The 24,983-nt window shown below is 72.3% G+C and carries 23 protein-coding genes; 13 read left to right on the top strand and 10 right to left on the bottom strand.

What is annotated here, in order from left to right:
* The first annotated feature begins 46 nt into the window (after positions 1–46).
* The 7 genes from N912_RS57000 to N912_RS0136790 all read left to right on the top strand — a co-directional run bounded on the left by N912_RS57000 (position 47) and on the right by N912_RS0136790 (position 10,486).
* Positions 47–1,357, top strand: coding sequence for an ABC transporter substrate-binding protein (locus N912_RS57000; RefSeq protein ID WP_064745497.1), 1,311 nt, complete (start codon positions 47–49; stop codon positions 1,355–1,357).
* A complete protein-coding gene (locus N912_RS57005) occupies positions 1,354–2,220 on the top strand; it encodes a carbohydrate ABC transporter permease (protein WP_037068429.1) in 867 nt (288 codons plus the stop codon). The genes N912_RS57000 and N912_RS57005 overlap by 4 nt, the downstream gene beginning before the upstream one ends.
* Complete coding sequence (locus tag N912_RS0136770; protein WP_051581318.1) at positions 2,220–3,065, top strand: carbohydrate ABC transporter permease; 846 nt, start codon at positions 2,220–2,222, stop codon at positions 3,063–3,065. Before N912_RS57005 ends, N912_RS0136770 begins: the two co-directional genes overlap by 1 nt.
* A complete protein-coding gene (locus N912_RS0136775; RefSeq protein ID WP_028926349.1) occupies positions 3,062–5,707 on the top strand; it encodes a hypothetical protein in 2,646 nt (881 codons plus the stop codon). Before N912_RS0136770 ends, N912_RS0136775 begins: the two co-directional genes overlap by 4 nt.
* Positions 5,697–6,797 (top strand): glycoside hydrolase family 88 protein, encoded by a 1,101-nt coding sequence (locus tag N912_RS0136780; RefSeq protein WP_028926350.1) that lies wholly within the window; start codon positions 5,697–5,699, stop codon positions 6,795–6,797. The genes N912_RS0136775 and N912_RS0136780 overlap by 11 nt, the downstream gene beginning before the upstream one ends.
* Positions 6,798–6,995: 198 nt before the next feature.
* Positions 6,996–9,386 carry a phosphoketolase family protein gene (locus N912_RS0136785; protein ID WP_028926351.1) on the top strand — a complete coding sequence of 797 codons (2,391 nt, stop codon included), beginning with the start codon at positions 6,996–6,998 and terminating at the stop codon, positions 9,384–9,386.
* Positions 9,383–10,486: an acetate/propionate family kinase gene (locus N912_RS0136790; RefSeq protein ID WP_084211528.1), complete on the top strand. Its 1,104-nt coding sequence runs from the start codon at positions 9,383–9,385 to the stop codon at positions 10,484–10,486. Before N912_RS0136785 ends, N912_RS0136790 begins: the two co-directional genes overlap by 4 nt.
* A 6-nt stretch (positions 10,487–10,492) precedes the next feature.
* Here N912_RS0136790 and N912_RS0136795 read toward each other — a convergent pair whose 3' ends face one another.
* Positions 10,493–10,795: an ArsR/SmtB family transcription factor gene (locus tag N912_RS0136795; RefSeq protein WP_028926353.1), complete on the bottom strand. Its 303-nt coding sequence runs from the start codon at positions 10,793–10,795 to the stop codon at positions 10,493–10,495.
* Positions 10,796–10,912: 117 nt separating this feature from the next.
* On the opposite strand from N912_RS0136795, the gene N912_RS0136800 reads away from it, so the two are divergent.
* The 4 genes from N912_RS0136800 to N912_RS0136815 all read left to right on the top strand — a co-directional run bounded on the left by N912_RS0136800 (position 10,913) and on the right by N912_RS0136815 (position 15,119).
* Complete coding sequence (locus N912_RS0136800; RefSeq protein ID WP_028926354.1) at positions 10,913–11,824, top strand: alpha/beta fold hydrolase; 912 nt, start codon at positions 10,913–10,915, stop codon at positions 11,822–11,824.
* A gap of 149 nt (positions 11,825–11,973) precedes the next feature.
* Entirely contained in the window at positions 11,974–12,639 is a 666-nt protein-coding gene (locus N912_RS0136805) for a GntR family transcriptional regulator (RefSeq protein WP_028926355.1), read from the top strand.
* Positions 12,636–13,877: an MFS transporter gene (locus tag N912_RS57010; RefSeq protein WP_156994269.1), complete on the top strand. Its 1,242-nt coding sequence runs from the start codon at positions 12,636–12,638 to the stop codon at positions 13,875–13,877. Before N912_RS0136805 ends, N912_RS57010 begins: the two co-directional genes overlap by 4 nt.
* Before the next feature lie 15 nt (positions 13,878–13,892).
* Entirely contained in the window at positions 13,893–15,119 is a 1,227-nt protein-coding gene (locus N912_RS0136815) for a pyridoxal phosphate-dependent aminotransferase (RefSeq protein ID WP_028926356.1), read from the top strand.
* Between the two features lie 20 nt (positions 15,120–15,139).
* Here N912_RS0136815 and N912_RS0136820 read toward each other — a convergent pair whose 3' ends face one another.
* From N912_RS0136820 to N912_RS0136860, 9 genes are all read right to left on the bottom strand, one after another.
* Positions 15,140–16,012: a hypothetical protein gene (locus tag N912_RS0136820; protein ID WP_037068431.1), complete on the bottom strand. Its 873-nt coding sequence runs from the start codon at positions 16,010–16,012 to the stop codon at positions 15,140–15,142.
* 424 nt (positions 16,013–16,436) lie between these two features.
* Positions 16,437–17,060 (bottom strand): TenA family protein, encoded by a 624-nt coding sequence (locus N912_RS0136825; RefSeq protein WP_028926358.1) that lies wholly within the window; start codon positions 17,058–17,060, stop codon positions 16,437–16,439.
* A complete protein-coding gene (locus N912_RS0136830; RefSeq protein WP_028926359.1) occupies positions 17,057–17,803 on the bottom strand; it encodes a glutamine amidotransferase in 747 nt (248 codons plus the stop codon). Before N912_RS0136830 ends, N912_RS0136825 begins: the two co-directional genes overlap by 4 nt.
* Complete coding sequence (locus tag N912_RS0136835; protein ID WP_028926360.1) at positions 17,800–18,837, bottom strand: phosphotriesterase family protein; 1,038 nt, start codon at positions 18,835–18,837, stop codon at positions 17,800–17,802. The genes N912_RS0136830 and N912_RS0136835 overlap by 4 nt, the downstream gene beginning before the upstream one ends.
* Positions 18,834–19,832 carry an ABC transporter permease gene (locus tag N912_RS0136840; protein ID WP_037068433.1) on the bottom strand — a complete coding sequence of 333 codons (999 nt, stop codon included), beginning with the start codon at positions 19,830–19,832 and terminating at the stop codon, positions 18,834–18,836. Before N912_RS0136840 ends, N912_RS0136835 begins: the two co-directional genes overlap by 4 nt.
* Complete coding sequence (locus N912_RS0136845; protein WP_028926361.1) at positions 19,832–20,581, bottom strand: ATP-binding cassette domain-containing protein; 750 nt, start codon at positions 20,579–20,581, stop codon at positions 19,832–19,834. The genes N912_RS0136840 and N912_RS0136845 overlap by 1 nt, the downstream gene beginning before the upstream one ends.
* A complete protein-coding gene (locus N912_RS0136850) occupies positions 20,578–21,591 on the bottom strand; it encodes a substrate-binding domain-containing protein (RefSeq protein ID WP_028926362.1) in 1,014 nt (337 codons plus the stop codon). The genes N912_RS0136845 and N912_RS0136850 overlap by 4 nt, the downstream gene beginning before the upstream one ends.
* Complete coding sequence (locus N912_RS57015; RefSeq protein WP_051581320.1) at positions 21,576–22,493, bottom strand: carbohydrate kinase family protein; 918 nt, start codon at positions 22,491–22,493, stop codon at positions 21,576–21,578. The genes N912_RS0136850 and N912_RS57015 overlap by 16 nt, the downstream gene beginning before the upstream one ends.
* Positions 22,490–23,350, bottom strand: a complete 861-nt coding sequence (locus N912_RS0136860) for a BtpA/SgcQ family protein (RefSeq protein ID WP_028926363.1) — start codon at positions 23,348–23,350, stop codon at positions 22,490–22,492. Before N912_RS0136860 ends, N912_RS57015 begins: the two co-directional genes overlap by 4 nt.
* A 194-nt stretch (positions 23,351–23,544) precedes the next feature.
* Here N912_RS0136860 and N912_RS0136865 point away from each other — a divergent pair, with 194 nt between their 5' ends.
* Both N912_RS0136865 and N912_RS67140 read left to right on the top strand, forming a co-directional pair.
* Positions 23,545–24,546 carry a LacI family DNA-binding transcriptional regulator gene (locus tag N912_RS0136865; protein ID WP_211261523.1) on the top strand — a complete coding sequence of 334 codons (1,002 nt, stop codon included), beginning with the start codon at positions 23,545–23,547 and terminating at the stop codon, positions 24,544–24,546.
* 151 nt (positions 24,547–24,697) lie between these two features.
* Positions 24,698–24,983, top strand: a 286-nt coding sequence (locus tag N912_RS67140) for a hypothetical protein (RefSeq protein WP_425415362.1), incomplete at its 3' end; no start/stop codon positions are given.

A 24,983-nucleotide genomic window follows, 5' to 3' on the forward strand; every position in this document is an offset into this window, starting at 1 on the left:
CGCCATGCCAGCGCACGGCACATCGCCGGAGGACGAGGGGGCCCTCATGCGAGCTGACCGTCGGGTGCGAGCGGCCGTGATCGCCGCCGTCGCCGCGCTGTGGCTGGCAGGGTGCGCCCCCGGCCAGCCCGAGCAACGGCAACAAGAGGCCGGCCCGATCGACCCGGCCAGCTTCCGGGGCCAGACGCTGGACTACGTGTACTTCACCGACGGCCCGGACGAGGCGGCCACCCGCGCCCAGCTCGCCCGGTTCGAGCAGCAGACCGGGGCGAAGGTGAACCTGCAGATCGTGCCGTTCGCCGACCTGGAGCAGACCCTGCAGGCCCGGATCAACAGCGGCAAACCGCCCGGGGCGGCCAGGGTCGAGTCCTGGCGGGCGTACGCCGACTCGCTGGTGGACATGAAGCGCTACTTCGGCGCCGGCTACCCCGACCAGTTCGTGGACGGCGTGGCCATCCAGTCCCAGACCTCGGACGGGCGGATGCTCGCCGTCCCCAGCGACCTGACCATGAACGGGCCGCTGGTCAACGTCGACGCGTTCGCGCGCGCCGGCGTCCCGCTGCCGTCCGAAACCGCCCCGTGGACCTGGGACCAGATGGTCGCCGCCGCCACCGCCGTGCAGAAGGCGAACCGGATGGAGTCCGCGATCGCCATCGACAAGTCGGGGCACCGGCTCAGCACGGTGTTCAGCGCGTACGGCACGACGATCATCGGCCCGGACTACCGGGAGTCGCTGGACCCGGCCAAGGCCGGCCAGGCGCTGGACACCCTCAACGCGCTGGCCGGCTCCGGCGGGCTGCTCAAGGACTTCTGGCTGGAGTCGGGCAGCCGCTACAAGGGCGCCAACGACCAGTTCCTGGCCCAGCAGGCGCCGGTGTACCTGTCCGGCAACTGGCAGGTCGGGCAGTTCGCCAAGACCGCCACCTTCCGCTGGGCCGCCGCGCCGAACGCCTGCGCGGCGCGCTGCGGCGGGTTCCCCGGCGGCAAGTACATGGTCGCGTTCTCCGGGGCGCCGAACCCCGCGCTCGGCGCCTACTTCGTGGACTGGATGAACCGCGCCGACGCCCAGAAGGCCCTGGACGAGCAGGCGTACTGGCTGCCCACCCGCAAGGACCTGGTCGCGTCCGGGGTCGACTACCCCCAGCGGGCCGAGGACATGGGCGTCTTCCTCGCCGAGATCAACAAGACGCCGGCCGAGACGTACGCGACGAACGGCGCGCCCGCGTTCAGCCCGGCGGCCAAGCTGGTGGTGGTGCCGCAGTTCGCCGCGCTGGTCGCCGGCCGGCAGGACACCGCCACCACGGTCCGCAACATCAAGTCCGGGGTGGCCGAGATGGTCGCCAAGTCCGGCTCGTGACCGGGCGGCGGCTGGCGCCGTACCTGTTCGTGCTGCCCAACATGGTCCTGTTCGGGGCGTTCACCATCTGGCCGGCGATCAACGGGTTCAACATGAGCCTGTACGACAGCTCCAACGGCCGCACGTTCCGGCCGGTGGGCACCGCGAACTACACCGAGCTGGTCAGCTCCGAGCAGTTCTGGCGGGTGGCGGGGCAGACCGCGGTGTTCGTCGTGTCGTCGGTGGTGGTCACGACGGTGGCGGCCACGGTGCTCGCGCTGATGCTGCACGCCCAGGTGCGCGGCAAGGGGGTGCTGCGGGCCGCGTACCTGGTGCCCTTCGTGGTCTCCCCGGTGGTCGCGGGGCTGGTCTGGGGCCTGGCGCTGGAGCGGCAGAACGGGCTGCTCAACACGGTGCTCGACGGGCTCGGGCTGGGGCGGCCGGGATGGTTGCTGAGCGGTGGGCTGGCGATGGCGGTGATCGTTGGCGTCGGGCTGTGGCTGCAGCTGGGGTTCTACGCGCTGATCCTGCTGGCGGGGCTGTCCGGCATCGACCCGGCGCTGTACGAGGCGGCCAGGATCGACGGCGCCTCCCGATGGCAACAGGTGAGGCTGGTGACCCTGCCGCTGCTGCGGCCGAGCACGCTGGTGGTGGTGATCCTGGCGACCATCCACGGCTTCCAGGCGTTCGACTACATCTACACGCTCACCGGCGGTGGCCCGCTCGGGGCCACCACGTTGATCGTCCAGTTCATCTACGAGTCCTCGTTCCGCTCGCCCATCCGATACGGGCTGGCCAGCGCGGCGGGCGTGGTGTTCTTCCTGGTCGTGTTCGGGGTGACGGTCGGCAACTACCTGCTCGGGCGCCGGCGGGAGGCGGTCTGATGCGCGGCTGGACGTCGACGACCGGGCGCGTGCCGTCCACCGCCGACGTCGCGCGGGCCACCGCGCTCACCGCCGGCGCGCTGGTCATGCTGGCCCCGATCGTGTGGGCGGCGCTGTCGTCGTTCAAGACGCCGACCGAGCTGGCCCGGCGCCCGCCCACGGTGTTGCCCCAGGCGCCGACGACGGCGAACTACACCGAGGCGCTGACCGCGTTCAACTTCGGCGGCTACTTCCTGAACAGCGCGTTCGTCACGGTGGTGGCCACCGCGCTGACCCTGGCGGTGAACTCGATGGCCGCGTTCGCGCTGGCCAAGTACAACTTCCGGGGCCGGGACACGCTGTTCCTGATCAGCCTGGCCACCATCATGATCCCGCTGCAGGTGATCTTCCTGCCGGTGTTCCAGGTGGTGTCCTCGCTGGGCCTGGTCAACTCGCTGTGGGGGATGATCATTCCGGCGGCGGCGACGCCGACGGGGGTGTTCCTGCTGCGCCAGTACATGCTCGGGCTGCCCGACGAGCTGATCGAGGCGGCCCGGATCGACGGCGCCGGGGAGTTCCACATCTTCTGGCGGATCATCCTGCCGCTGTGCCGGCCGGCGCTGGCGGTGGTGGCGATCTTCTCGGTGATCTGGCGGTGGAACGACTTCCTGTGGCCGTTGATCGTCGCGCAGGACGAGTCCACGTACACGCTGCCGGTGGCGCTGGCGCGGTTCTCCGGGCAGTTGGTGGTGCCGTTCAACCTGGTGCTGGCCATGTCGGTGCTGTCCATCGTGCCGGTGGTGCTGATCTTCCTGGTGCTGCAGCGGCAGATCGTCGCCGGCATCGCCCGGACGGGGCTGAGGTGACCGGGCGGACGGTGCACGGGCTGGACCCGGGCGGGTGCGTGCGGGACTGGCTGGCCGGGCCGGCGTGGTCGGCGGCGTGTGACGACCTGGACGCGGTGTTGGACGCCTCCGGCAGCCCGTGGGGGGAGCACGGGCGGTGGGTGCTCACGAACGGCCCGGACGTGGCGCCGCTCAAGCGTCGGCTGTACCGGCGGCGTCCACTGGTGCTCGACCAGCCGTTGCCGGTCGCGGTGGAGGGTGGTTCGTTCTCCTGGACGGCGCCGGGCGGCGGGCGGGTCGACACCGGGACCTGGGAACGGGTGCATACCGGCGCGGACGGGCTGGTGGACTGGAGCCGGTTCTGCCACACGCCGGAGTACCGGCATGCGGTGGCGGCCACCGTGCTGGAGGTGGACCAGGCGGAGTGGCGCACGTTGGAGGTGGCGTGCACGGGGCCGTTCGCGGTGTGGGTCGGCGGGGAGATGGTGGCCGTCCGCGACGAGGTGTCCTATATGGAGCCGGTGCGGCACAGCGTGCGGGTGCGGCTGGGTTCGGGGGCCACGCCGGTGCTGGTTGCGACCTGGCAGGTGGCGTTCCGGGAGTGCCGGCACGTGGCGGCCGTCCGCGTCGAGGGGCCGCCGGTGCGGGTGGTGCTGCCCAGCCCGGGGGCCGATGAGTACGCCGCCGCGATCGCCGAGCAGGTGCTGGAGCGGGTGGCGGTGCGGTCGTGGGCTTCGGACGAGGCCGCGGTGTGCCTGACCGGGCCGGTCGGGGCGGCGCTTGCGGTGTCGGTGCCCGGCGGGCCGACGCATCGGGTGCGGCTGGTCGACGGTGGCGCTGCCGTGCCGCTGCGCGCGTCCCCGGCGGGCGGGGACGACACGGCGTCGATGTTGGAGACCGGCGAGACCGCGCTGAGCGTCGGGGTGGACGACCCGCGTTGCCCCGTGCGGCGGACGCTGCGGGTGGCGGTGCTGCCGGCGCGGCGGCGGGGCGAGCCGGTCGGTGACGACCCGGCGGTGTGGCGGGACGAGCTGCTGCGGCACGTCGCCTCGTCACGCCCGGGCGCGGCGCGGGCGCTGGCGCGCTACGAGCTGGACGGGGCCGCCGTTGACGCGCGCGATCTGGCGGCGCCGCTGGGCATGGTCGGGTCGCGGGCGGACTGCGCGGACTTCGAGGCGGTCGGGGTGCTGCACCTGCTGCACCGGGTGCCGCCGCAGCGGTGGCCGGCCGGGGAGCGGGAGCGGGTGGGCGCGGCGCTGCTCGGCTTCAAGTACTGGATCGACCAGCCCGGGCTGGACGCGATGTGCTACTTCACCGAGAACCACCAGCTGGTCTGGCACACCGCCGAGCTGCTGGCCGGCGAGGCGTTCGGCGACGCGGTGTTCACCAACACCGGCTGGTCCGGGGCACGGCATGCCGAGCACGGGCGCGCGCTCGCCGTGGAGTGGATGCGGCGCAAGCTGACGGGCGGGTTCAGCGAGTTCGACTCCAACGCCTACCTGGCGATCGACTCGCTGGCGCTGGTGTCGCTGGTGGAGCTGGCGGCCGACGTCGAGGTGCGCGCGATGGCCGAGGCGCTGTTGGACAAGGTGCTGCTGACGCTGGCCGCGAACTCCTGGCGCGGGGTGCACGGCGCGGCGCACGGGCGCTCGTACGTGCCGACGCTGCGCTCGTCCCGGTTCGAGGAGACCGCGCCGATCATGTGGTTGCTGTGGGGGACCGGCGCGTTGAATGCCGCGGTGCTGCCGGCCACCGCGCTCGCACTGGCCCGGCGCTACCGGCTCCCGCCGGTGGTGCGTGCGGTCGCTGTCGAACCGGGCGAGCGGTGGTACGGGCGGCAGGTCTACCGGGGCGAGTACCGGTTCGCGCATGACCTGCTGGACCGCCCGTACGGCTCGGACCTGCGAATCTGGCGCACGCCGGACGCCATGCTGTCCAGCGTGCAGGACTACCGGCCGGGCCTTCCCGGGCTGCAGGAGCACGTCTGGGGCGCCACGCTGGGCGCGGAGGTGCAGGTGTTCGCCACCCTGCCCGCCGCCGACACCACCAGCCCGTCCGCCCGGCCGAACGCCTGGGCCGGCCAGCGGGTGCTGCCCCGGGTGCGGCAGGACCGCGACGCGCTGCTCGTGGTGTATCCGGACGCCGCCGACACCCACTTGTGGTTCCCGTCCACGCTGATGGACGAGGTGATCCGGCGCGGGCCGTGGCTGGCCGGGCGGGTCGGCGACGGGTATGTCGCGGTGGCCGCGGCGGGCGGGTTCACGGCGGTCGCGTCCGGCGACGAGGCGATGCAGGCCTGGACGCCGAACGGCGCCGGGAGCGGCTACGCCGCGCTGGTCGGGCGGCGCGCGGACCACGGACCGTTCGCGGAGTTCGTCGCCGGTCTCACCGACCCGGAGTTCGCGCCCGCCACCGCCCTGACCACCCCGGACGGGCGCCGGCTCGAGCTGGCCTGGACCGGCCCGTTCTTGGTCGACGGTGTGCCGGCCGGGCTGGACGCCGACGGCCGCCCCGAGCACCCGCCGCACCTGGACAACCCCGCCGTCCACGCCGAGGCCGGCGCCGCCCGCCTGGAGGCGGCCTGGGCCGGGCACCGCCTGGTGCTGGACCTCGCCGCCGGCCGCCGCCTCGAACCGCGCTCGGGTGCGCTCGATGACCGGTGAGGACCTGGCCAACGCCCGCCTCGCCGCGCCACCGCGCCCGCCGCTCCCGGAGACCTGGCCGACGCGGGAAGCCCTGGCCGAGATGGGCGACCGGGTGGCCGCCCGTACCTGGGAGCTGGGGCTGCCCCACTGGTTCTGGGGCGAAGGGGTGTGCCTGCTCGGCCTGATCCGGCTGGCCAGCGCGTTGGGGCGGCCGTTCCCGCCGGACGTGCTGGACTGGCTGCGCGCACACGCCGCCACAGGCGTCACGGTGGCCCACGTGAACCACCTCGCGCCGGGTGCCGCGCTGGCCATGGCCCCCGCCCCAGAGCTGAGCCCGCTGCTGGCCGAGCTGGCCGGCTGGGTGCACCGGCCGGGCGCCGCGACCCGAGACGCCGCCGGCACCCTGGAACACTGGCCCGGCGGCATCTGGGCGGACACCGTGTTCATGGCCGGCGTCTTCCTCGGCCACGCTGGCGTGCGCGCCGCCGACCCGACCCTGCTGCGCGAGTTCGCCGACCAGCTCGTCGGTCACGCCGCCGTGCTCCAGGACCCCGCGACCGGCCTGTACGCCCACGGCTCGCACCGAGGCGAAGTGATCCGCTGCTTCTGGGGCCGGGCCAACGCCTGGACCGCGCTGGCCGCCGTGGAGTTCCTGGAGCTGGCCACCGCCCCCGGCGCCGAACTGGCCAACCCGCTGTCCGCCCAGGTGGCGTCCGTCCGCGACAGCCTGCGCCGCCAGCTCACCGCGCTGGCCGCCCGCCAGCCGGCGCACGGGGTGTGGAGCGTCCTGGTCGACGACCACCCCGAGGTCGCCGGCCTGCTGGAGACCTCGGCGGCGGCCGGAATCGGGGCCGCGATGCTGCGCGCCGCCGCCGTCGTACCCGACCTGCCGCCCGAGGTCACCGCCGCCGGCTGGCGGGCGGTGCGCGGCGCCCTGGCCTACGTCGAACCGGACGGCACGCTGGCCCGTACCAGCGCCGGCACCGTCCTCCAGCTCGTCCCGTTCGGCTACTCGGTGATCCGTGACGACCTGCCCCAGCCGTGGGGCCAGGGCCTGGCGCTGCACGCGATCGCCGCCGCCCTCGCCTCACCGCGGTCCCGGCCCTAGTAGGTGACCGACAGTCAGTCAGTGACCTTGGACTCTAGACGGCGGGCCGGGCGGTGCCAAGGATTGGTGGCGCGACGGGGATTTCGGGTGATCCGTTATAACGAGCGGTGGTTCCGTGCGGACGTGCGCCGTAACGTCGGCGCGACCGGGTACCCCTGGCGCGAACCCCAGCGATCCGGCACGTGAATCGAGGAGCCCATGACATCGGTGACCCCGGTCGCCCAGCGCACCCCGCTGTGCGATGCCGAGCTGCACCTGCTGGACAGCCTGTGGCGGGCGGCGAACTACCTGTCCGTGGGCCAGATCTACCTGCTTGACAACCCGCTGCTGCGCGAGCCGCTGCGGCCCGAGCAGGTCAAGCCCCGGCTGCTGGGGCACTGGGGGACCACGCCCGGGCTGAACTTCCTCTACGCGCACCTGAACCGCGCGATCATCGCCCACGACCTGGACATGATGTACGTGATCGGCCCCGGGCACGGCGGGCCGGCGTTGTTCGCGAACACCTGGCTGGAGGGCAGCTACACCGAGAACGACCCGGCCATCACCCGGGACGCGGCGGGGATGCGCCGGCTGTTCCGTCAGTTCTCGTTCCCGGGCGGGGTGCCCAGCCATGTGGCCCCCGAGGTGCCCGGTTCGATCCACGAGGGCGGTGAGCTGGGCTACTCGCTGGCGCACGCGTACGGGGCGGCGTTCGACAACCCCGGGCTGGTGGTGGCGTGCGTGATCGGGGACGGCGAGGCGGAGACCGGGCCGCTGGCGACCAGTTGGCACGCGAACAAGTTCCTGGACCCGGTGCACGACGGCGCGGTGCTGCCGATCCTGCACCTGAACGGCTACAAGATCGCGAACCCGGCCGTGCTGGCGCGGATCCCGGACGAGGAGCTGGACGCGCTGCTGCGCGGGTACGGCTACCGCCCGCACTATGTGACGGGTTCCGACCCGGCGCGGATGCACCGGCTGATGGCCGCGACCCTGGACGAGGTGGTCTCCGAGATCCACCGCATCCAGGCCGAGGCGCGCCGCGGTGCCACCGGTGGCCGCCCGCGCTGGCCGGTGGTCGTGTTGCGCACCCCGAAGGGCTGGACCGGGCCGGTCGAGGTGGACGGCGTGCCGGTGGAGGGGACGTGGCGTGCGCACCAGGTGCCGCTGCCGGCGGTGCGCGAGCGGCCCGAGCACCTGGCCGAGCTGGAGCGGTGGCTGCGTTCGTACCGCCCCGAGGAGCTGTTCGACGCCGACGGCCGACCGGTCGCGGAGGTGACGGCGCTGGTCCCGGCGGGGCGGCGGCGGATGGGCGCGAACCCGCACGCGAACGGCGGGCTGCTGCTGCGGCCGCTGGAGCTGCCGGCCTGGGCCGGTCACGCGGTGCGGTGCGAGCGGCCCGGAGCGGAGGTCTCGCAGCCGACCAGGGTGCTGGGCCGCTACCTGCGCGACGTGATGGCCGGCAACGCCGAGGCGCGCAACTTCCGGCTGTTCGGGCCGGACGAGACGGCGTCGAACCGGCTGGACGCCGTGTACGAGGTCACCGGCAAGCAGTGGCGGGCGGCCACCGTGCCCACGGACGAGCACCTGGTTCCGGACGGCCGGGTGGCCGAGGTGCTGTCCGAGCACCTGTGCCAGGGCTGGCTGGAGGGCTACCTGCTGACCGGCCGGCACGGGCTGTTCAACTGCTACGAGGCGTTCGTGCACATCGTGGACTCGATGTTCAACCAGCACGCCAAGTGGCTGAAGGTGTCGCGGCGGCTGCCGTGGCGCCGGCCGATCGCGTCGCTGAACTACCTGATCACCTCGCACGTGTGGCGGCAGGACCACAACGGCTTCTCCCACCAGGACCCCGGGTTCATCGACCACGTGGTGAACAAGAAGGCCGAGGTGATCCGGGTCTACCTGCCGCCGGACACCAACACCCTGCTCTCGGTGGCCGAGCACTGCCTGGCCAGCCGGGACTACGTGAACGTCATAGTGGCCGGCAAGAACGACACGCCCGTCTGGCTGGACGCGCAGGCCGCCGCGCTGCACTGCGCCCGGGGCGCCGGGATCTTCGACTGGGCCAGCACCGATCTGGACGGCGAGCCCGACGTGGTGCTGGCCTGCGCCGGTGACGTGCCCACGATCGAGGTGCTGGCGGCCGCCTCGCTGGTGGCCGAGCGGCTGCCGGAGCTGCGGGTGCGGGTGGTCAACGTGGTCGACCTGATGCGCCTGCAGCCCGACACCGAGCACCCGCACGGCATGACCGACCGCGAGTTCGACGCGCTGTTCACCACCGACCGGCCGGTGATCTTTGCCTACCACGGCTACCCGTGGCTGATCCACCGGCTGACCTACCGCCGCACCAACCACCACAACCTGCACGTGCGTGGCTACAAGGAGGAGGGCACCACGACGACGCCGTTCGACATGCTGGTGCAGAACGACATGGACCGCTTCCGGCTGGTCATCGACGTGATCGACCGGGTGCCCGGGCTGGGGACGCGGGCCGCGCGGGTGCGCCAGGACATGGTCGACGCCCGGGCCCGCCACCACGGCTGGATCCGCGAGCACGGCGAGGACCTGCCCGAGGTCCGCGACTGGGTCTGGCCGGGCTCCCGGTGACGTTCGTACTCGTGGTCAACGCCGGCTCGTCCAGCCTCAAGCTTCGCGTCCTGAACGGTGACGACGACGTCGTCGACAGGCTGGACCTGGAGCGCTGGTCCGGCGAGGGCGAGACCGAGCGCCTGGAACGGTTCCTGCGCGGGCAGGTCCGGGTGGATGCGGTCGGGCACCGGATCGTGCACGGCGGCACCGAGTTCACCGACCCCGTCGTCATCGACAAGCGGATACGGGACCGGATCGCGGCGCTGGCCGAGCTGGCCCCGCTGCACCAACCGCGCGGCGTGGCCGGCATCGACGCGCTGACCCGGCTGCTGCCCGACACCCCGGCGGTGGCCTGCTTCGACACCGCCTTCCATGCCCACCTGCCCGCCCCGGCCGCCACCTACGCGCTGCCGCACGACTGGAACCACCGCTACCGACTGCGCCGCTACGGCTTCCACGGCCTGTCCCACGCGCACGCCGCTTCCCAGGCGGCCCGGATGCTCGGCCGCCCGATCACCGAGCTGCGCACCGTCACCGCGCACCTGGGCGCCGGGGCCTCGCTCGCGGCCGTCGACGGCGGCCGTTCGGTGGACACCACCATGGGCTTCACCCCGCTGGCCGGGCTGGTGATGGCCACCCGCACCGGCAGCGTGGACCCCGGCCTGGTGCTCTGGCTGGCCCGCCACGCCGGGCTCGACCTGGACCGGCTCTCCGACGTGCTCGAACACGAGTCCGGCCTGGCCGGCCTCGCCGGCATCCCCGGCGGCGACATGCGCGAGCTGGAACGGGCCGCCGGCGCCGGCGACGAGCGCGCCACGCTCGCGTTCGACGTCTACACCCACCGCCTGCGCCGCGAGATCGCCGCCATGACCGCCGCGCTGGGCGGCCTGGACGCGCTGGTGTTCACCGGCGGCGTGGGCGAGCACAGCGCGCGGGTCCGTCACGCCGCCGCCGACGGCCTGGCCTACCTCGGCATCGCGCTCGACCGCGACCTCAACCACAACGCCACCCCGGACGCCGACATCACCGCTCCCCAAGCCGACGTCCGCACCCTGGTCGTCACCGCCCGCGAGGACCTGCGCATCGCCGCCGACACCCGAGCCGCGCTCGCCCGTTAGCCCGCGTTAGAAACCGTCGTTCAGTGCAATGTCGAGCAGGCCGGGGAAGCGGGCGTTCAGCTCGTCGCGGCGCAGGGTGAGGAAGAGCTTGCGGCCGGCGCGGCGCTGGCGGATCACGCCGCTCTCCCGCAGCGCCCGCCAGTGGTGGGTCAGGCTCGACCGTGGCACGTCCGGGACGATCTCGCCGCAGAACATCTCCGCGCCGGACGCCAGGGCGCGCGCGATCCGCAGCCGGACCGGATGACCGAGCGCCGCCAGCACGTCGACGAGCTCGACGTCGTCGATGTCCGGGTGGTGCAGGGCGGCCACCGTCCGATCATACGCGAAGTTCGTACAAACCTTGACACTCACCGTTCGTCTATACGAGAGTTTCGTACTATCGGACGGAGGCGTCCGCCGCCCGTGACCGACACCCGAGGAGCCCCGATGACCACGCCCGACGCCGCGCTCGCCGCCTCCTTGGACGGCGGCTTCACCAGCCACCACGCGGACCTCGACGGCGTCCGCCTGCACTACGTCGACGGCGGCAGCGGCGCGCCCCTGCTGCTCCTGGGCGGATGGCCGCAGACCTGGTGGCAGTGGAACAAGGTGATGCCCGCGCTGGCCCGCCACCACCGCGTCATCGCCGTCGACCTGCGCGGCATGGGGGACTCGTCCAAGCCCGAGGCCGGCTACGACAAGAGGACGATGGCCGCCGACATCCACCGGCTGGTCGACCATCTAGGCCTGGGCGCGGTGAGCATCGCCGGCCACGACATCGGCGCCATGGTCGCCTACGCCTTCGCCGCCAACCACCCGGAGTCGACGTCGAAGATCGCCATCCTGGACGTCGCGCACCCCGACGAGTCCTGGTCGGAGTTCCGGCTGCTGCCCCAGCCCGACCAGCACGTCGACGGCGACATCCTGCGCGGCCAGCGCTCGTACCTCTGGTGGTTCGCGTTCAACCAGGTCCGCGCCCTGCCGGAGAAGCTCCTCGACGGACGCACCCGGCCGCTCGTGGACTGGCTGTTCGACCGCCAGTCCGCCGACCCGCGCTCCATCGACGACCGCTCCCGAGAGGTCTACGCCCGCGCCTACTCCACCCCGGACGCGGTCCGCGCGGGCAATGCCTGGTACCAGGCGTTCAACGCCGACATCGCGGACTCATTGACCTACCGCCCGGTGCGCGCCCCGATCCTCGCCCTCGGCGGCGACCGGGCCGGCTACCGCTGGCTGCGCACGATCATGCCCGCCAAGGGCACCGACGTACGGGTGGTCGAGGTCTCCGACTGCGGCCACTACATCCCGGAGGAGCAGCCCCACGCCGTCATCGACGAGCTGACGTCCTTCCTCGGATAACCGCAGGTCACCACCCGTGAGTGGTTAGCGTTGCTATGACAACGCTAACCACTCACGGCTCCTGACCAGCGGCTTGGCTCTTGACGGCGGTGGGCTGGTCGTTCATTGTTAACAATGAACTGTCAGCAAAGGCCGGCCTGGAGGTGCGGATGCGGGGCGGCGGTCTTCGGGCGGCGAACCGGCAACGGATCAAGGACGACGTGCTGGGCGTGCTCCGGGACGCGATCGTGACCGGGGTGTTCGCCCCGGGCGAGCGGCTGCGCGAGGCCGAGCTGGCCGACGAGCTGGAGGTCAGCCGGGGGCCGATCCGGGACGCGCTGGCGAGCCTTGAGCACGAGGGCCTGGTGCGCATCGAACCGCACCGAGGCGCGACGGTGCCCATGCTGGACAGGCGGGACGTCGAGGAGGTCTACAGCCTGCGGCAGTCGCTGGAGACCCTGGCGGCCCGATGGGCGGTCGAGCACGCCGACGAGCGAGACCTGGCGAGGATGGAGGCGGTGCTGGCCGAGATCCCGGCCGCGCTGGACCGGGGCGATCCCCGGGAGGTCACCGACCTCGACCTCCAGTTCCACGACGCGTTCTACCGCGCGGCCCATCACGAGCGGCTGTATGCGTCGTGGCGTTCGTTGCGTTCGCAGGTGTCGCTGTTCCTGTTCTCCCGCAACACCATCGCGCCGACCAGCCGCGAAATCGTCGTCGACGAACACGCCAGGATCCTCGAACTGTTGAGACAACGGTCGGTCGACGAACTGCGGATCGCCGTCGAGTCCCACCTTCTGGGGGCGTACGAGCGCCTCCGCGAGAGGTACACATGACCCGTCAGGTTTCGTCGTCGACGTCGGTGTCGATGGGCAAGGTCGCGGCGGCCAGCTTCATCGGAACCACCATCGAGTGGTACGACTTCCAGCTTTACGGTTTAGGCGCGGCGGTCATCTTCAACAAGCTGTTCTTCCCGAATGTGAGCCCGCTGGCCGGCACGCTCGCGTCGTTCAGCGTCTTTGCCATCGGTTTCGTCGCCCGGCCCATCGGCGGGATCCTGTTCGGGCATTTCGGCGACCGGGTGGGGCGCAAGTCGATACTGCTCACCACATTGCTCCTGATGGGGACGACGACGTTCCTGGTCGGGCTGCTGCCCACCTATTCGATGGTCGGGGTCGCCGCGCCGCTGCTGCTGGTGTTGCTGCGGCTGCTCGGCGGCATCGGTCTCGGCGGCGAATGGGGCGGGGCGGTGCTGGTCAGCGTCGAGCACGCGCGGGAGAACGACCGGATACCGCTGCTCGAACTGTTGCGCACGAACCCGAAAGGCGTGCTGCTCGGCATCGACGCATTCGTGGTCACCAGCGGCGGCTATTACGTCTACGCCACCTACATGGTGTCCTACGGGACCCGGACGCTGGGCATGTCGACGACCACGATGCTGATCGGCGGGATCGTCTTCTCGGCCTTCGGGCTGATCGCGTCGCCCACGTTCTCGGCGTTGTCCGACCGGGTCGGCAGGCGGCCGGTGTTCATCGGGGCGGCCGCGTTCACCGCGCTCTACGCGTTCCCCCTGTTCTGGCTGGTCGACACGCGGATCTCGGTCGTGATCTGGCTCGCGCTCGCAATCGGCGGCCTGGCCAACGGCGCGCTGTACGGCCTGATGGGCTCATTGGCGTCGGAGATGTTCTCCACCCGGGTCCGCTCCGACGTCCTGCGCCGGTTGGCTCCGCACTATCGGCTGGCCACCATCAGCAACAGCCAGGACGACATCATCACGCATTCGGTCGCCCGGCTCGGCGGCCCTTTCTCCTGGGTCCTCACGGCGGAACGGACCCGCGCCTACAAGCCCGACCCGGCGTTGTTCGAGCTGGTCCTGCGCGAATCGGGGGTGCCGGCGGGTCGGACCGTGCACGTGGCCCAGTCGCAGTACGTCGACCTGCCGCGCAGCGTTCCCATGGGGATGCGGACGGTCTGGGTCAACCGGAACGGCCAGCGGCTGCGACCGGGCACCCCCGAGCCGCATGCCGAGCTGCCCGACCTTCGCGGGCTGCCCGGCCTTCTCCAGCTCGCCTGACACCGGAAAGGAACCATGACCTCGCCGCACCTCTCGCCCGCGCATCGAGTCCACCGGCTACGACTGCCCGACCGGGCCGGCGCAGCCAGCGCCCGGGACGCGGACCGAGCCCTGCTCGCGGACGCGCCCGCGGACCATCTCGACACGACGCATTTCGACACCGTCCGGTTTCCGCCGCCGGACTGGGCGCTGGACGCCTTCGAGCGGGCCGCCCGCGACGGCGGCCTCGCCTACACCGGTTACCGGGGCCACCCCGACGTGCTCGCCCGCGTCGCCGAGGGCATCGGCGCGCTGGCCGGCATCCCGGTCGACCCGGACCGCAACGTCGTGCTCACGCCCGGCACCCAGGCCGCGCTGTTCGCCACGTTGTCGGCGTTGGTGGACGACGGCGACGGGGTGGTCCTGGTCGATCCGGACTACCTGTTCAGCGAGCGCATTCTCCGTTTCCTCGGCGCCCGCGTCGAGCACGTCCGGTTGAGCGTCGACGACGGTGAGCCCCGGCTCGACCTGGCGGCGCTCGAGACGGTCCTCGCCACGGGGCGCGCCCGCGTCCTGGTCTTCTCCCACCCCAACAACCCGACGGGCGCGGTGTACCCGCCCGAGGTGCTCGCGCGGATCGCCGAGCTGGCCACCCGGTACGGGCTCAGCGTCGTCGTCGACGAGCTGTACTGCCGGCTGGTTTACGACGACGTCGCGTTCACCCACCTCGCGGCGCTTCCGGGGATGCGCGAGCGGGTGGTCACGCTGTTCGGCCCGAGCAAGACCGAGTCCCTGAGCGGGTATCGCCTGGGCGTCGTGGTCGGCCCCGCCGGGGTGATGGACGGCATCGAGGACGTGTTGTCGATCATGTCGCTGCGGGCGCCCGGGTATGCGCAGCACGTGCTCTGGCCCTGGTTGCACGATGATCACGGGTGGCTCGGGCGGCGGCTGGCCGAGTTCCGCACGCTGCGCGAGCTGACCGCGGCGCACCTGGGCCGGTTGCCGTGGCTGTCCTGGCGCCCGCAGGGGGGCACCGCGTACGCCTGGCCGGACGTCACGGCGCTCGGGCTGCCCGGGCCGGAGGTGGCGCACCGGCTGCTGCGGGAGGCGGGGATGCTGGTCAGCCCCGGCTACCAGTTCGGGCCGGGCAGCGCCGGGCACTTCCGGGTCTGCTTCGCCAGGGACGAGCGGATGTGGGACCGGGCGCTCGAACGGGCCGTCGCCGTGCTCGATCGGCTCGCGCGCGAGCACGGCGTGGGCTGAGCGGGGTCAGCCGTCCTCCGTCAGCCGAGGCCGGGGAGCAGCGAGCCGAGGACGTCCAGGATCCCGGTGGACTGCTCGGTGGTTCGTTCGCTGGGCCGTTTGGTGTCGTTGTCGTCGTCGTGACGGGACGAGTCGGACGAGCGGGAACGGTCCTCGTCGTCGCGGTGGCCGTCGGAGGAGTCGGACGACTGCTGTCGCGGGCGGTCCTGGGTGTCAGCGGGCGACTGCTGGGTGGACTTGGGGAGCGGTTGCCGGGGAGCGGGGACTGTGTGGCTCGGCGCGGAGTTGGCATTCGAGCCGTGAGCGGTGCCGGCGCCGGGTGAGGTCGGGGCGTGTGCGGCGCCTGGTGCGGGGGCGGGCCGTCCGGGGGCGGCATTGGGCGCGCCGGGCGGCGGGGCGGCCTTGCCCGGTGCGGGGACGGCGTTGCCGGGCGCGGGTGCCGCCGGCGGGGCCGCCTCGGGCGCGGCGGGGGCGGTGGGCGTCCCGGCGGCCGGGACCGGGCTGACGACCTGGCGGCCGGGGCGCAGGGCGAACACCAGGGTGGCCGCGACGCCGACCAGGAGCACGGCCCCGGCGATGGCGGCACGGACCCGGGTGGACAGCGGGCGGCAGGCCGGCTTCGGTTCCGGGGCGTCCGCCGGGGGGTCGGCCTCGGCGGAGACCTCGGCGGGGACCTCGGCGGGGACCTCGGCGCGGACGAGGGCGCGGGTGGGCTCGGGTTCGGGGGTGGGCTCCGGCTCCGGCTGGAACCCGCCGTAGTAGGCCGGCTGCCAGCGAGGGGGCTCCGGCTGGCGGGCGGCCGCGGAGCGGGGGCGTTGGCCGTTCGTCCTGGACCTGCCGGCGGCCGGCCGCCTCGGCTCGAACTGCCCGTTCGGACCCTTAGACAAGCTCACGATCTCCTACCCCGACACACCGCTCCGAGCCGATCCACCGTCCGCCGCGCCCGCCCGTGGCGTCACAGCAGCCATCGGGCGTCACAGGGACCGGACGACCTTAGCGAGCGCTCCGTGACATCTCCTAATCACACGGTCACCCATCGGTGCGACAGGCCGTCGTGGATCGGTGACCGGTAGGCAGCAAGCGGGCGCTGTCGACGACCGGACTGCCTCGATCGGTCATTGACCCATAGCGACCGCTCGGCTACTTCACGCTTGAGTCTTATTCAAAAGTCGGGCTAATCATCGAGACCGCCTCCGGCGGTCATGCGCCGTCGCGTCGATCACCTAGGTCACGTCGGGCTCGGCGCGGGTCCGGCGCTCGAGCGGGCCTCCGGCCCACCCTCGCTGGCCGGACTTATGAATAGCCCTCCTTGTCGGCCTAGCGGAAGATCGCGTCGTGGAACTCGATCTCGGCGGCCAGCATCCCGGCGAACCAGTCGCCCAGCGTGTCGTCCGGGATCGCCGGCGGGATCCGGTCGACCTGGTCGGCGAGCGCGGCGACCCCGGCCCGGAACGGCTCGGCGGCGTGCAGCGCCACCCAGTCGCCGATCGGGCCGGGCGGTACGGAGCCGGAGTGGTGCGCGCGGGTGCACCAGGTCAGGTACAGCGTCTCGGCGGCGAACAGCATCGTCATGATCGCCGGGTAGCCGCCGGCCCGGGCGGTGGGGAGCGCGAACGCCGACAGTGGGTCACGGTCCTCGACGGAAGGGCGGGCCGGCACCGGCCAGGAGGCGCGGGCGGCGGCGAAGTAGTCGGCCTGCTCGGTGACCAGCGCGTGCACCGCCCGACCGTTGTGGCGCGCGGCCGCCCAGTCCGGCGCGTCCCAGACGGCCAGCCCGTGCATCCGGGCGGCGGTGAGCACGAACGCCTCCTCGGCGCGCAGGTAGTCCGCGTAGGCCTGGTCGGAGATCGTCCCGGCGGTGACCTCGCGGACGAACCGCATGTCCAGCGCCTGCTCCAGGGCGGCCGCCCGCGTGTCGAGCAGCCGGCGCGAACGACTCACCCAGCCAGCCATTCGACGAGCCCGCCGAACACCTGCCCGTAGCCCGGCCACCGCTCGCAGAACGCCTCCGGCGCCCAGTGCGGCGAGCAGTCCGAGGTGAACACGCCCACCCGGCCGGACCCTCGGGTGGCCACCGCGACCAGCGGATCGTCGTTGACGGTGGCCAGCACGCCGGAACCGGCGCGGGTGCGGACCCGGTTGTAGCCGAGCAGCGGCGGCCACTCGCCGGTGACGCCGCCCAGCGCGGGGTGCCCGGCGTCGGTCACCTCGGCGCGCGCCCCGGCCGGCAGCTCCACCCGGTCGTCCTCGGGGAGCAGCTCCACCGGCAGCAGCTCGTGCAGCGCCGTGTTGCGGTAGGCGGCCTTGCCCTCGAACCCGGTGAACGACAGGTACCCGCCGATCATCAGCAGCCCGCCGCCGTCGGTGACCCAGTCCCGCAGCACGCCGAGCCGGTCCGAGCCCGGGGCGGCCTTCTCGAACACCGCGGGCGCGAGCTGGATGGAGTTCGCGCCGATGTCGGAGAGCACCACCACGTCGTAGCCGGACAGCGCCTGGGCGGTGGACGGGAACCCTGCCGGCACCAGGTGCGCCGGCAGGTGCGTGACCCGGTGGCCCCGGCCCTCCAGCGCGCGCCGCAGCGGGCCGACCCCCTCCACGTACGAGCTGGTGGTGAAGGAGTCGACGCCCTTGATGTGGGTGGACTGGGTCACCCAGCTCTCGCCGGCGATCAGGACGCGTTTCATCGTTTCCCTTCGTGTGCGGACTCGAACAGCCGCGCCGGGTTGACGCGCAGCAGGTCGGCGGCGACGGCGGAGTCGACGCCGTGCTCGGCCAGCCGGGCCAGGAACAGGGCGGGGACGTAGCAGAAGCCGTTGCCGCCGTGGCGGGTGAGCATGGCCTTGAGGAAGACGTCGTGGCTGAGTAAAAGTTGGCCGCCGTGCCCGCGCGCGATGAGGCCGGCCACCGCGCGGGCGGTGTCACCGGGCGACGGCGACCGCCCCTCGCCGGGGAACCGGAACGGCATGCCGATCATGTCGAACCCCAGCCACACGCCGCGCCCGGCCACCGAGAGCTGGTAGTCCACGTCGTGCCCCGACGGGTCCATGTGGCAGAGCGCCACCGCGCCGGGCGACACTCCGTACTCACCGAGCACGATGTCGAGCACCTCGTGCGCGCGCCGCTGCCAGCCGGGCAGGTGCACGTACAGCGGGACGCCTGTCTCTTTCTGCGCCCGTGCCGCCGCGCGCAACGCTTTCTGTTCGTCAGGGGTGAAGTCGGGGGAGACGCCGATCTCGCCGATCACTCCCGGGGTTGTCGACGTGCCGGTCAGCTCGGTGATGAGCTCGGACGCCAGCGCGCGCTCGTCGGAGCCGGCCAGGTGCGGCGGGTGGTACGGCTGGAGGTACCAGCCCGAACCCATGACCACCCGTACCCCGCTGCGCTCGGCCAGCTCCCGCAACGCCGCCGGGTCGCTGCCCAGCCCGGGCGGCGTCACGTCCACGATCGTTCCGCCGCCGGCGGACTTGAAGACGGCCAGGTCGGCGAGCATCGCGTCGGCGTCGTCGAGCACGCAGTTGTCCAGGCAGGCGTACGGGTGCTCGCGTAGCAGCCAGGCCAGCTCCGGGGTCACCGTGGCCTCGCGCAGGAACCCGAGCCCCCGTTCCGCCGGCTCGACCAGCGCCTTGCGGGCGTCGTTGCGCAGGTGCTCGTGGGCCAGCGTCAGTCCCAGTTCGCGGCTGTCGACCGGCCCGGTCACCGTGGCGACCTGAACGCTCATGGTCTACGTACCAAGTGACCGGCCAGATCGGCCAGCGAACGCCCGCGTAGGTTGATCCAGATCGCCGCGACCAGCACCAGCCCGGTGACGATCGGGGCCAGGAACGGGCTCACCCCGAGCAGGGTCAGCCCGTTGGCGATCACGCCGGTGATCACCGCGCCGATGATGGTGCCGACCACCGTGCCGCGCCCGCCGAACAGGTTCGTCCCGCCCAGCACGACCGCCGCGATCACCGTCAGCTCGAAGCCCTGGCCGGAGTTCGACGACCCCGAGCCCAGCCGCGCCGCGGTCAGGATCCCGGCCGCGCCGGCGGCCAGCCCGGCCAGCATGAGAACGATCATCTTGATGCGCCGGGTGTTCACGCCCGCCCGGCGCACCGACTCCTCCTGCGCGCCGATGCCGTTGACGTAGCTGCCGAACGGCATCTTGTACAGCAGCACCGCGCCGACCAGCACGGTGGCCAGCGCGATCCAGGCCAGCACCGAGAACCCGAGGAACGTGGCGTTGCCGATCTTGGCGACGAACAGCCGCCTGTCGATCGGCACCGAGAACCCCTGCGTCCACAGCTGCGCCAGCCCCCGGATCACCGACAGCGCGGCCAGCGTGACGATGAACGACGGTATCCGCTGGTACGCCGCCAGCCACCCGTTGACCAGCCCCCACACCAGCCCGGCCAGCAACCCCGCGATGATCACCAGCGAGGAGTCCCAGCCGGCCTGCAGCATCTCCGCGGTGCCGGCCGCCACGAACGCCAGCGTGGACCCGACCGAGAGGTCGATCTGGCCGGTCGTGATCACGAACGTCATGGCCACCGCGACGATCAGCGTGATCGCCACCTGGGTGGCCAGGTTCGAGATGTTCGTGAAGGACAGGAAGTTCGGCGCGGTCAGCCCGAAGATCACGAACAGCGCCACCGTGACGCCGAGCATGGCCACGGTCGCCTTGTTGGTCCGCTCCCAGCGGGACGGGGTCGCGTTCAGCACGGCGGCGGTCATCAGGCGGCCTCCTCGGCGTCGATGCCGGAGCGGGTGATCAGCTTGACCAGGGTCTCGATGTCCAGCTCGTCCACCGGGCGGTCGGCAACGCTGCGGCCCTCGTACATCACGGTGATCCGGTCGCAGACCTCGAACAGGTCCTGCAGCCGGTGCGTGATGAGGATGACGCCGACGCCCCGGTCGGCCACCTCGTGGATCATCCGCAGCGTCTGGCGGACCTCGGCGACGGCCAGCGCGGCGGTCGGCTCGTCCAGGATCAGCACCCTGGGCTCGAACGACACCGCCCGCGCGATGGCCACCGCCTGGCGCTGCCCGCCGGACAGCTCGCCGATCTCCTGGTAGGTGGACCTGACCCGCACGTGCAGCTCGGAGAGCATCTCGGCGGCCTTGTGGTGCATGGCGGCACGGTCGATGAACGGCCCGCGCTTGGGCTCCCGGCCGAGGAACAGGTTGCTGGCCACGTCCAGCGTGTCGCACAGCGACAGGTCCTGATAGACGATGCCGATCCGCTCCCGGCGCGCGTCGGCCGGGCTGGCGAACCGCTTCGGCTCGCCGTCGATGCGGATCTCGCCGCCGTCGTGCTCCAGCGCCCCGGCCAGGATCTTCATCAGCGTGGACTTGCCGGCGCCGTTGTCCCCGACCAGCCCGAGCACCTCGCCGGCGCCCAGCCGCAGGTCCACCCCGCGCAGCGACCGGACGACCCCGAACGACTTGGTGATGCCGCTCAGCTCAACCAACGGCTGGCTCATCGTTGCTCCAGGTAGTAGAGGTACTGCGTGGCGTTCTCCGGGGTGACGATCTGCAGCGGCACCGGGTTCTCCTTCGGCACCGGCCGCCCGCAGGCCAGGTTGATCGCCGCGTTCATCGCGTCGTAGCCGAACTGGAAGGTGTTCTGCTGCACCACCCTGACGATCCAGCCCGCCCGCAGCCCGTCCATCGCCTGCTCGGACAGGTCCCAGCCGACCACCTTGATGTCGTTCGTGCGCTGCTGGCTGGTGACCGCCGCGGCCAGGCCGATCAGCGCCGGTTCGCCGGTGGCGTAGGCGTAGGGCATCCCGGGGTTGCCGGTGAGCAGGTTCTCCGCGACGGACTGGGCGTTCTCCTGGATGTTGCGGCCGTCCACCACGGTCTTGATCGTCATGCCGCCGGCGGTGACCTCGTCGGTGAAGCCCTTCTGCCGCTGCAGCTGGATGGTGCTGTTCAGCGCGCCGACCACGCCGATCTCGCCCTTGCCGCCGCTGAGCCCGAGCAGCTCACGGCCGAGCTGGTGCCCGCCTTCCTCGTTCGCCACGCCGACCTGCGCGGACACCGCCGGGTCGTCCACCGTGGCGTCCACCGCGACGACCTTGACGCCGGCCGCCTGCGCCCGGCGCACCGCCGGCTTGATGCCCTCGGTGTCCACCGCGTCCACGATGATCGCGTCGTAGCGGTTGGCCACCAGGTTGTCGATCGCGTTCGCCTGCGTGGTGGAGTCGTCGTTGCCGTTGACGATCTGGGTCTCCACCCCGGCCCGCTGGGCGACCTGCTGGGCGCCGGCGTTGATCTGGTTGAAGAACAGCGCCTGCAGGTTGATCGGCACGATGCCGACCCTGGGCCGGTGGTCGCCGACCTGGCAGGGCTGGGCCACGGTGGCCGGCGGCGGCGGACCGGCCTGCGAGGCCTGGCGCTCCGCCTCGATCTCCCGGCGCGCGGCCACGTCACACCCGGCCAGCGTGAGGGCCAGGGCGAGCGCGCACAGCATTGTCATCGCTCGGGGCACGGCTGCTCCTCGGTTGATTGGTGCAGGGCTGCCAGCACCGACGCGCGGTCGGGCAGGCCGTCGCGGGCGCCGGGCCGGGTGCAGGACAGCCCGGCCGCCGCCGAGGCGAACCGGGCCGCCGCGAGCGGCTCGGCGCCGCGGTCCAGTTCGGCGAGGTAGACGCCGGCGAAGCAGTCACCGGCGCCGGTGGTGTCCACTGCGGTGACCGGCAGCGCGGCGCCGCTGTGCCGACCGGCCCCGCCGTTAGACCGACCGTCGGTCGGTTCGTAGAGCGTCCAGCCTCGCGGCCCGTCGGTGACCACCAGGTGCACCCGGTGGTCATGGGCCGCGTCGGCCACCGCGTCCTCCCCGCCGATCAGCCGCTCGGCCAGCGCCCGGCCGATCACCGCGTGGCTGGCCAGCGACAACGCCGCGCGGGCGGCCACCACGCCGGCACACCCGTCCAGGTCGACCAGCACCCTCGGCCCCGGCCTGTCGCGCAGCGCGGCGTGCGCGGCGGGGAACCGGTAGCCGTCCAGGTACAGCCAGTCCGCGCCGGACACGGCGTGCACCTCGGCGATCTTGTCGATGGTCAGCTCGTCGTCCTGGCTGATGATGGCGCGCTCGCCGTCCGGGGTGAGCAGCACGATCGCCGTGGTCATCCGCCCGGCGCGGGTGGTCAGCAGGACGTCAACGCCGTCCAGCGCGAGCTCGTTGAGGAAGTCCTCGCCGCGCGCGTCCGCCCCGACCACACCGGCGAACCGCACGTGCCCGCCCACCCTGGCTGCGGCCACGGCGGCGTTCGCGCCCATCCCGCCGTCGCGCTCGGTCACCTCGGTGGCCTGCACGCGGGCGCCGACCCCCGGCAGCTCGGGCACCCGGACCGTGACGTCCCGGTTGGCGTACCCGCAGAACACGATCACCGGGGCTCCGCGCCCGCTCTGGTCGCCGCCTCGGTCAGCTCCCGCACCTTGGCCCGGTCCACCCGTCCCCACCAGCGGCCGTTGTCCTTCACCGAGGACGCCACGATCACCCCGTCGCACGCCGGCAGCAGCGTCCCGATGTTGCCGGCCGTGATCCCCGAACCGATCACCACCGGCAGCGTGGTGTGCCGCGCGATGCCCTCCACCTCGTCGACGGCCGCCGCGTCGCCGGTGCGCGACCCGGTGGCGATCAGCACGTCGGCGTCGAAGAACTCGGCGTCCTCGGTCTGCTCGGCCAGCGTCCGGTCGGCCACGATGGCGTGCGCCCCGTGCTTGACGTGCACGTCCGCGAACACCTTCACCGGCCCCGCGCCGATCCGATGCCGATACCGCGTGGCGTGCGCGGCCTGCCCCTCGATGATCCCCTCGTTGGCCACGTACGCATTCGCCCACTGGTTGACCCGCACGAAGTCCGCCCCCGCCGCCCACGCCGCCGCGATCGAACACTCCGCCGCGTTGGACAGCACGCTCACCCCCAGCCCACCGTCGAACAGCTCGCGCACCGCACGGGTGACCACCCCCATCGCGGCCGCCGTCTCGTACCCGTGCTCACCCGGCTTGAGGAACGGAATGTCCCAGTGGTTCTCCACGATCACCCCGTGGCAGCCACCCTCCAGATACCCCCGCGCCTCCCCCCGGGCGAACTCCTCGATCTGGGCGACCGCCGTCCCGTCGTAGTGCGGGCTCCCCGGCAACGGCGGCAGATGCACCACCCCGATCACAACCTTCGCGGTCCCGAACAACCGCTCGACCGCGTTCGGCTTTGACGGGAACACCCCGAGCCGCTCGCCGCTCATCCGCACCTCACTCGCTCGCCAGCTCGCACGCCCCCCATCGGCGCGCGAACCCGTCCTCCAGACGCATGTAATCGATTCCACTTCGTTGCGCTGGACCGTAGGTTGGCGTCGGCTCATCGTCAAGAAGTCATGACGAATGTCCTGCTAGATTGGGTCATCACCGGCCACGGGCGAGAGGTAAACGATTGCACAGAGTGACCATCGCCGAGGTGGCGGCGCGCGCCGGCGTCTCCACCGCCACGGTCTCGCGGGCGCTGTCCGGTCGCGGCCCGGTGTCCGCCGAGGTGGACCGCCGGGTCCGCCGCGCGGCCGCCGACCTGGGCTACGAGGTCAACCCGATAGCCCGCGCGCTGCGCAACAGCCGCACCGACACCGTAGGCATGGTCGTCCCCAGCATCGGCAACCCGTTCTTCACGTCCCTGGTCGAAAGCGTGGAACACGTCCTCGAACGCCAGGGCAAACAGCTGTTCCTGTGCGACGCCCGCTCCGACCCCGCCGTCGAGGCCAAACGGCTCGCCTCACTGGCCGCCCGCAACGTCGACGGCATCATCCTCAGCCCGACCCACGGCGTGGACAGCGCCGCCGCCGTGGCCGACGCCGCCGGCCGCCTACCCTTGGTCCAACTGGACCGCTTCGTCTCCGGCACCAACACCGACTGGGTAGGCGTCGACGACACCGCCGCCATGCGCCTGATCCTCGACCACCTGCACGCCGGCGGCGCCCGCACGGCCGCCTTCATCGGCTCCCAGCAAACCAACTCCTCGTCCGAGCAACGCCTCAGCGGCTTTCACCGCCGAGCCGCCGAGCTGGGCATCCTCGTAGACCCGGCCTCGGTGCTCCTCGGCGAGTTCAGCACGGACTGGGGCGAGGCCGCCCTGGCCCGCCTGGTCGCAACCGGCCCGCTGCCCGACGCCATAGTCTGCGCCGACGACCTGATCGCCCTCGGCGTCACCCGCGCCTGCCGCTCCCACGGCGTGGACGTGCCCGCTCGTGTCCAGGTCACCGGTTTCGACAACATCGACTTCGCGCGCCTCGGCGAGCCCGCGCTGACCACCGTCGACCAGCCGAGGGACCGCATCGCCGAAGAGGCCGTCCGGCTGCTCACCGCCGCCAGCCAGGCCGACACCCGCGCTTCGACCGCGCACATCGCGCTCGTACCCACCCTGATCGTCCGCGCCAGCACCACCGCCAGCTGATCACGCGACGGCTCAGCTCACGCGCTTATGTTCGTAGGGGCTTGGGTTTTCGTCGTGGTGTTTGGGTGTGGTCCAGCCATTTTGGTGGGATGAATTCTGGCCATCCGTTGACCATGTGGATGGTCCAGCCGGCGCGGTGGATCATGCGGTGGTGGGTGACGCAGAGCATCACCATGGAGTGGATGGCGGTGCGGCCTCGGTGGGCCCAGTGCACGACGTGATGGACCTGGCATCGGTAGGCCTTGGCGTCACAGCCCGGGTAGGCGCAGCCGCGGTCTCGTGCGGTGAGTCCGTCGCGTTGTGGTTTGGTGGCGGTGCGTTGTGTGCGGCCGACGTCGAGGACTTCGCTGTTGCCGCCGAGTACGACTGGGACGACGCAGGCGTCGCAGAGCAGTCGTCGGAGGTCGCCGGCGCCGATGTGCCCGCCGTAGTCCAGG

It is taken from the genome of Actinospineispora acaciae DSM 45401 (assembly GCF_000620785.1).
GTDB classification, from domain to species: domain Bacteria; phylum Actinomycetota; class Actinomycetes; order Mycobacteriales; family Pseudonocardiaceae; genus Pseudonocardia; species Pseudonocardia acaciae.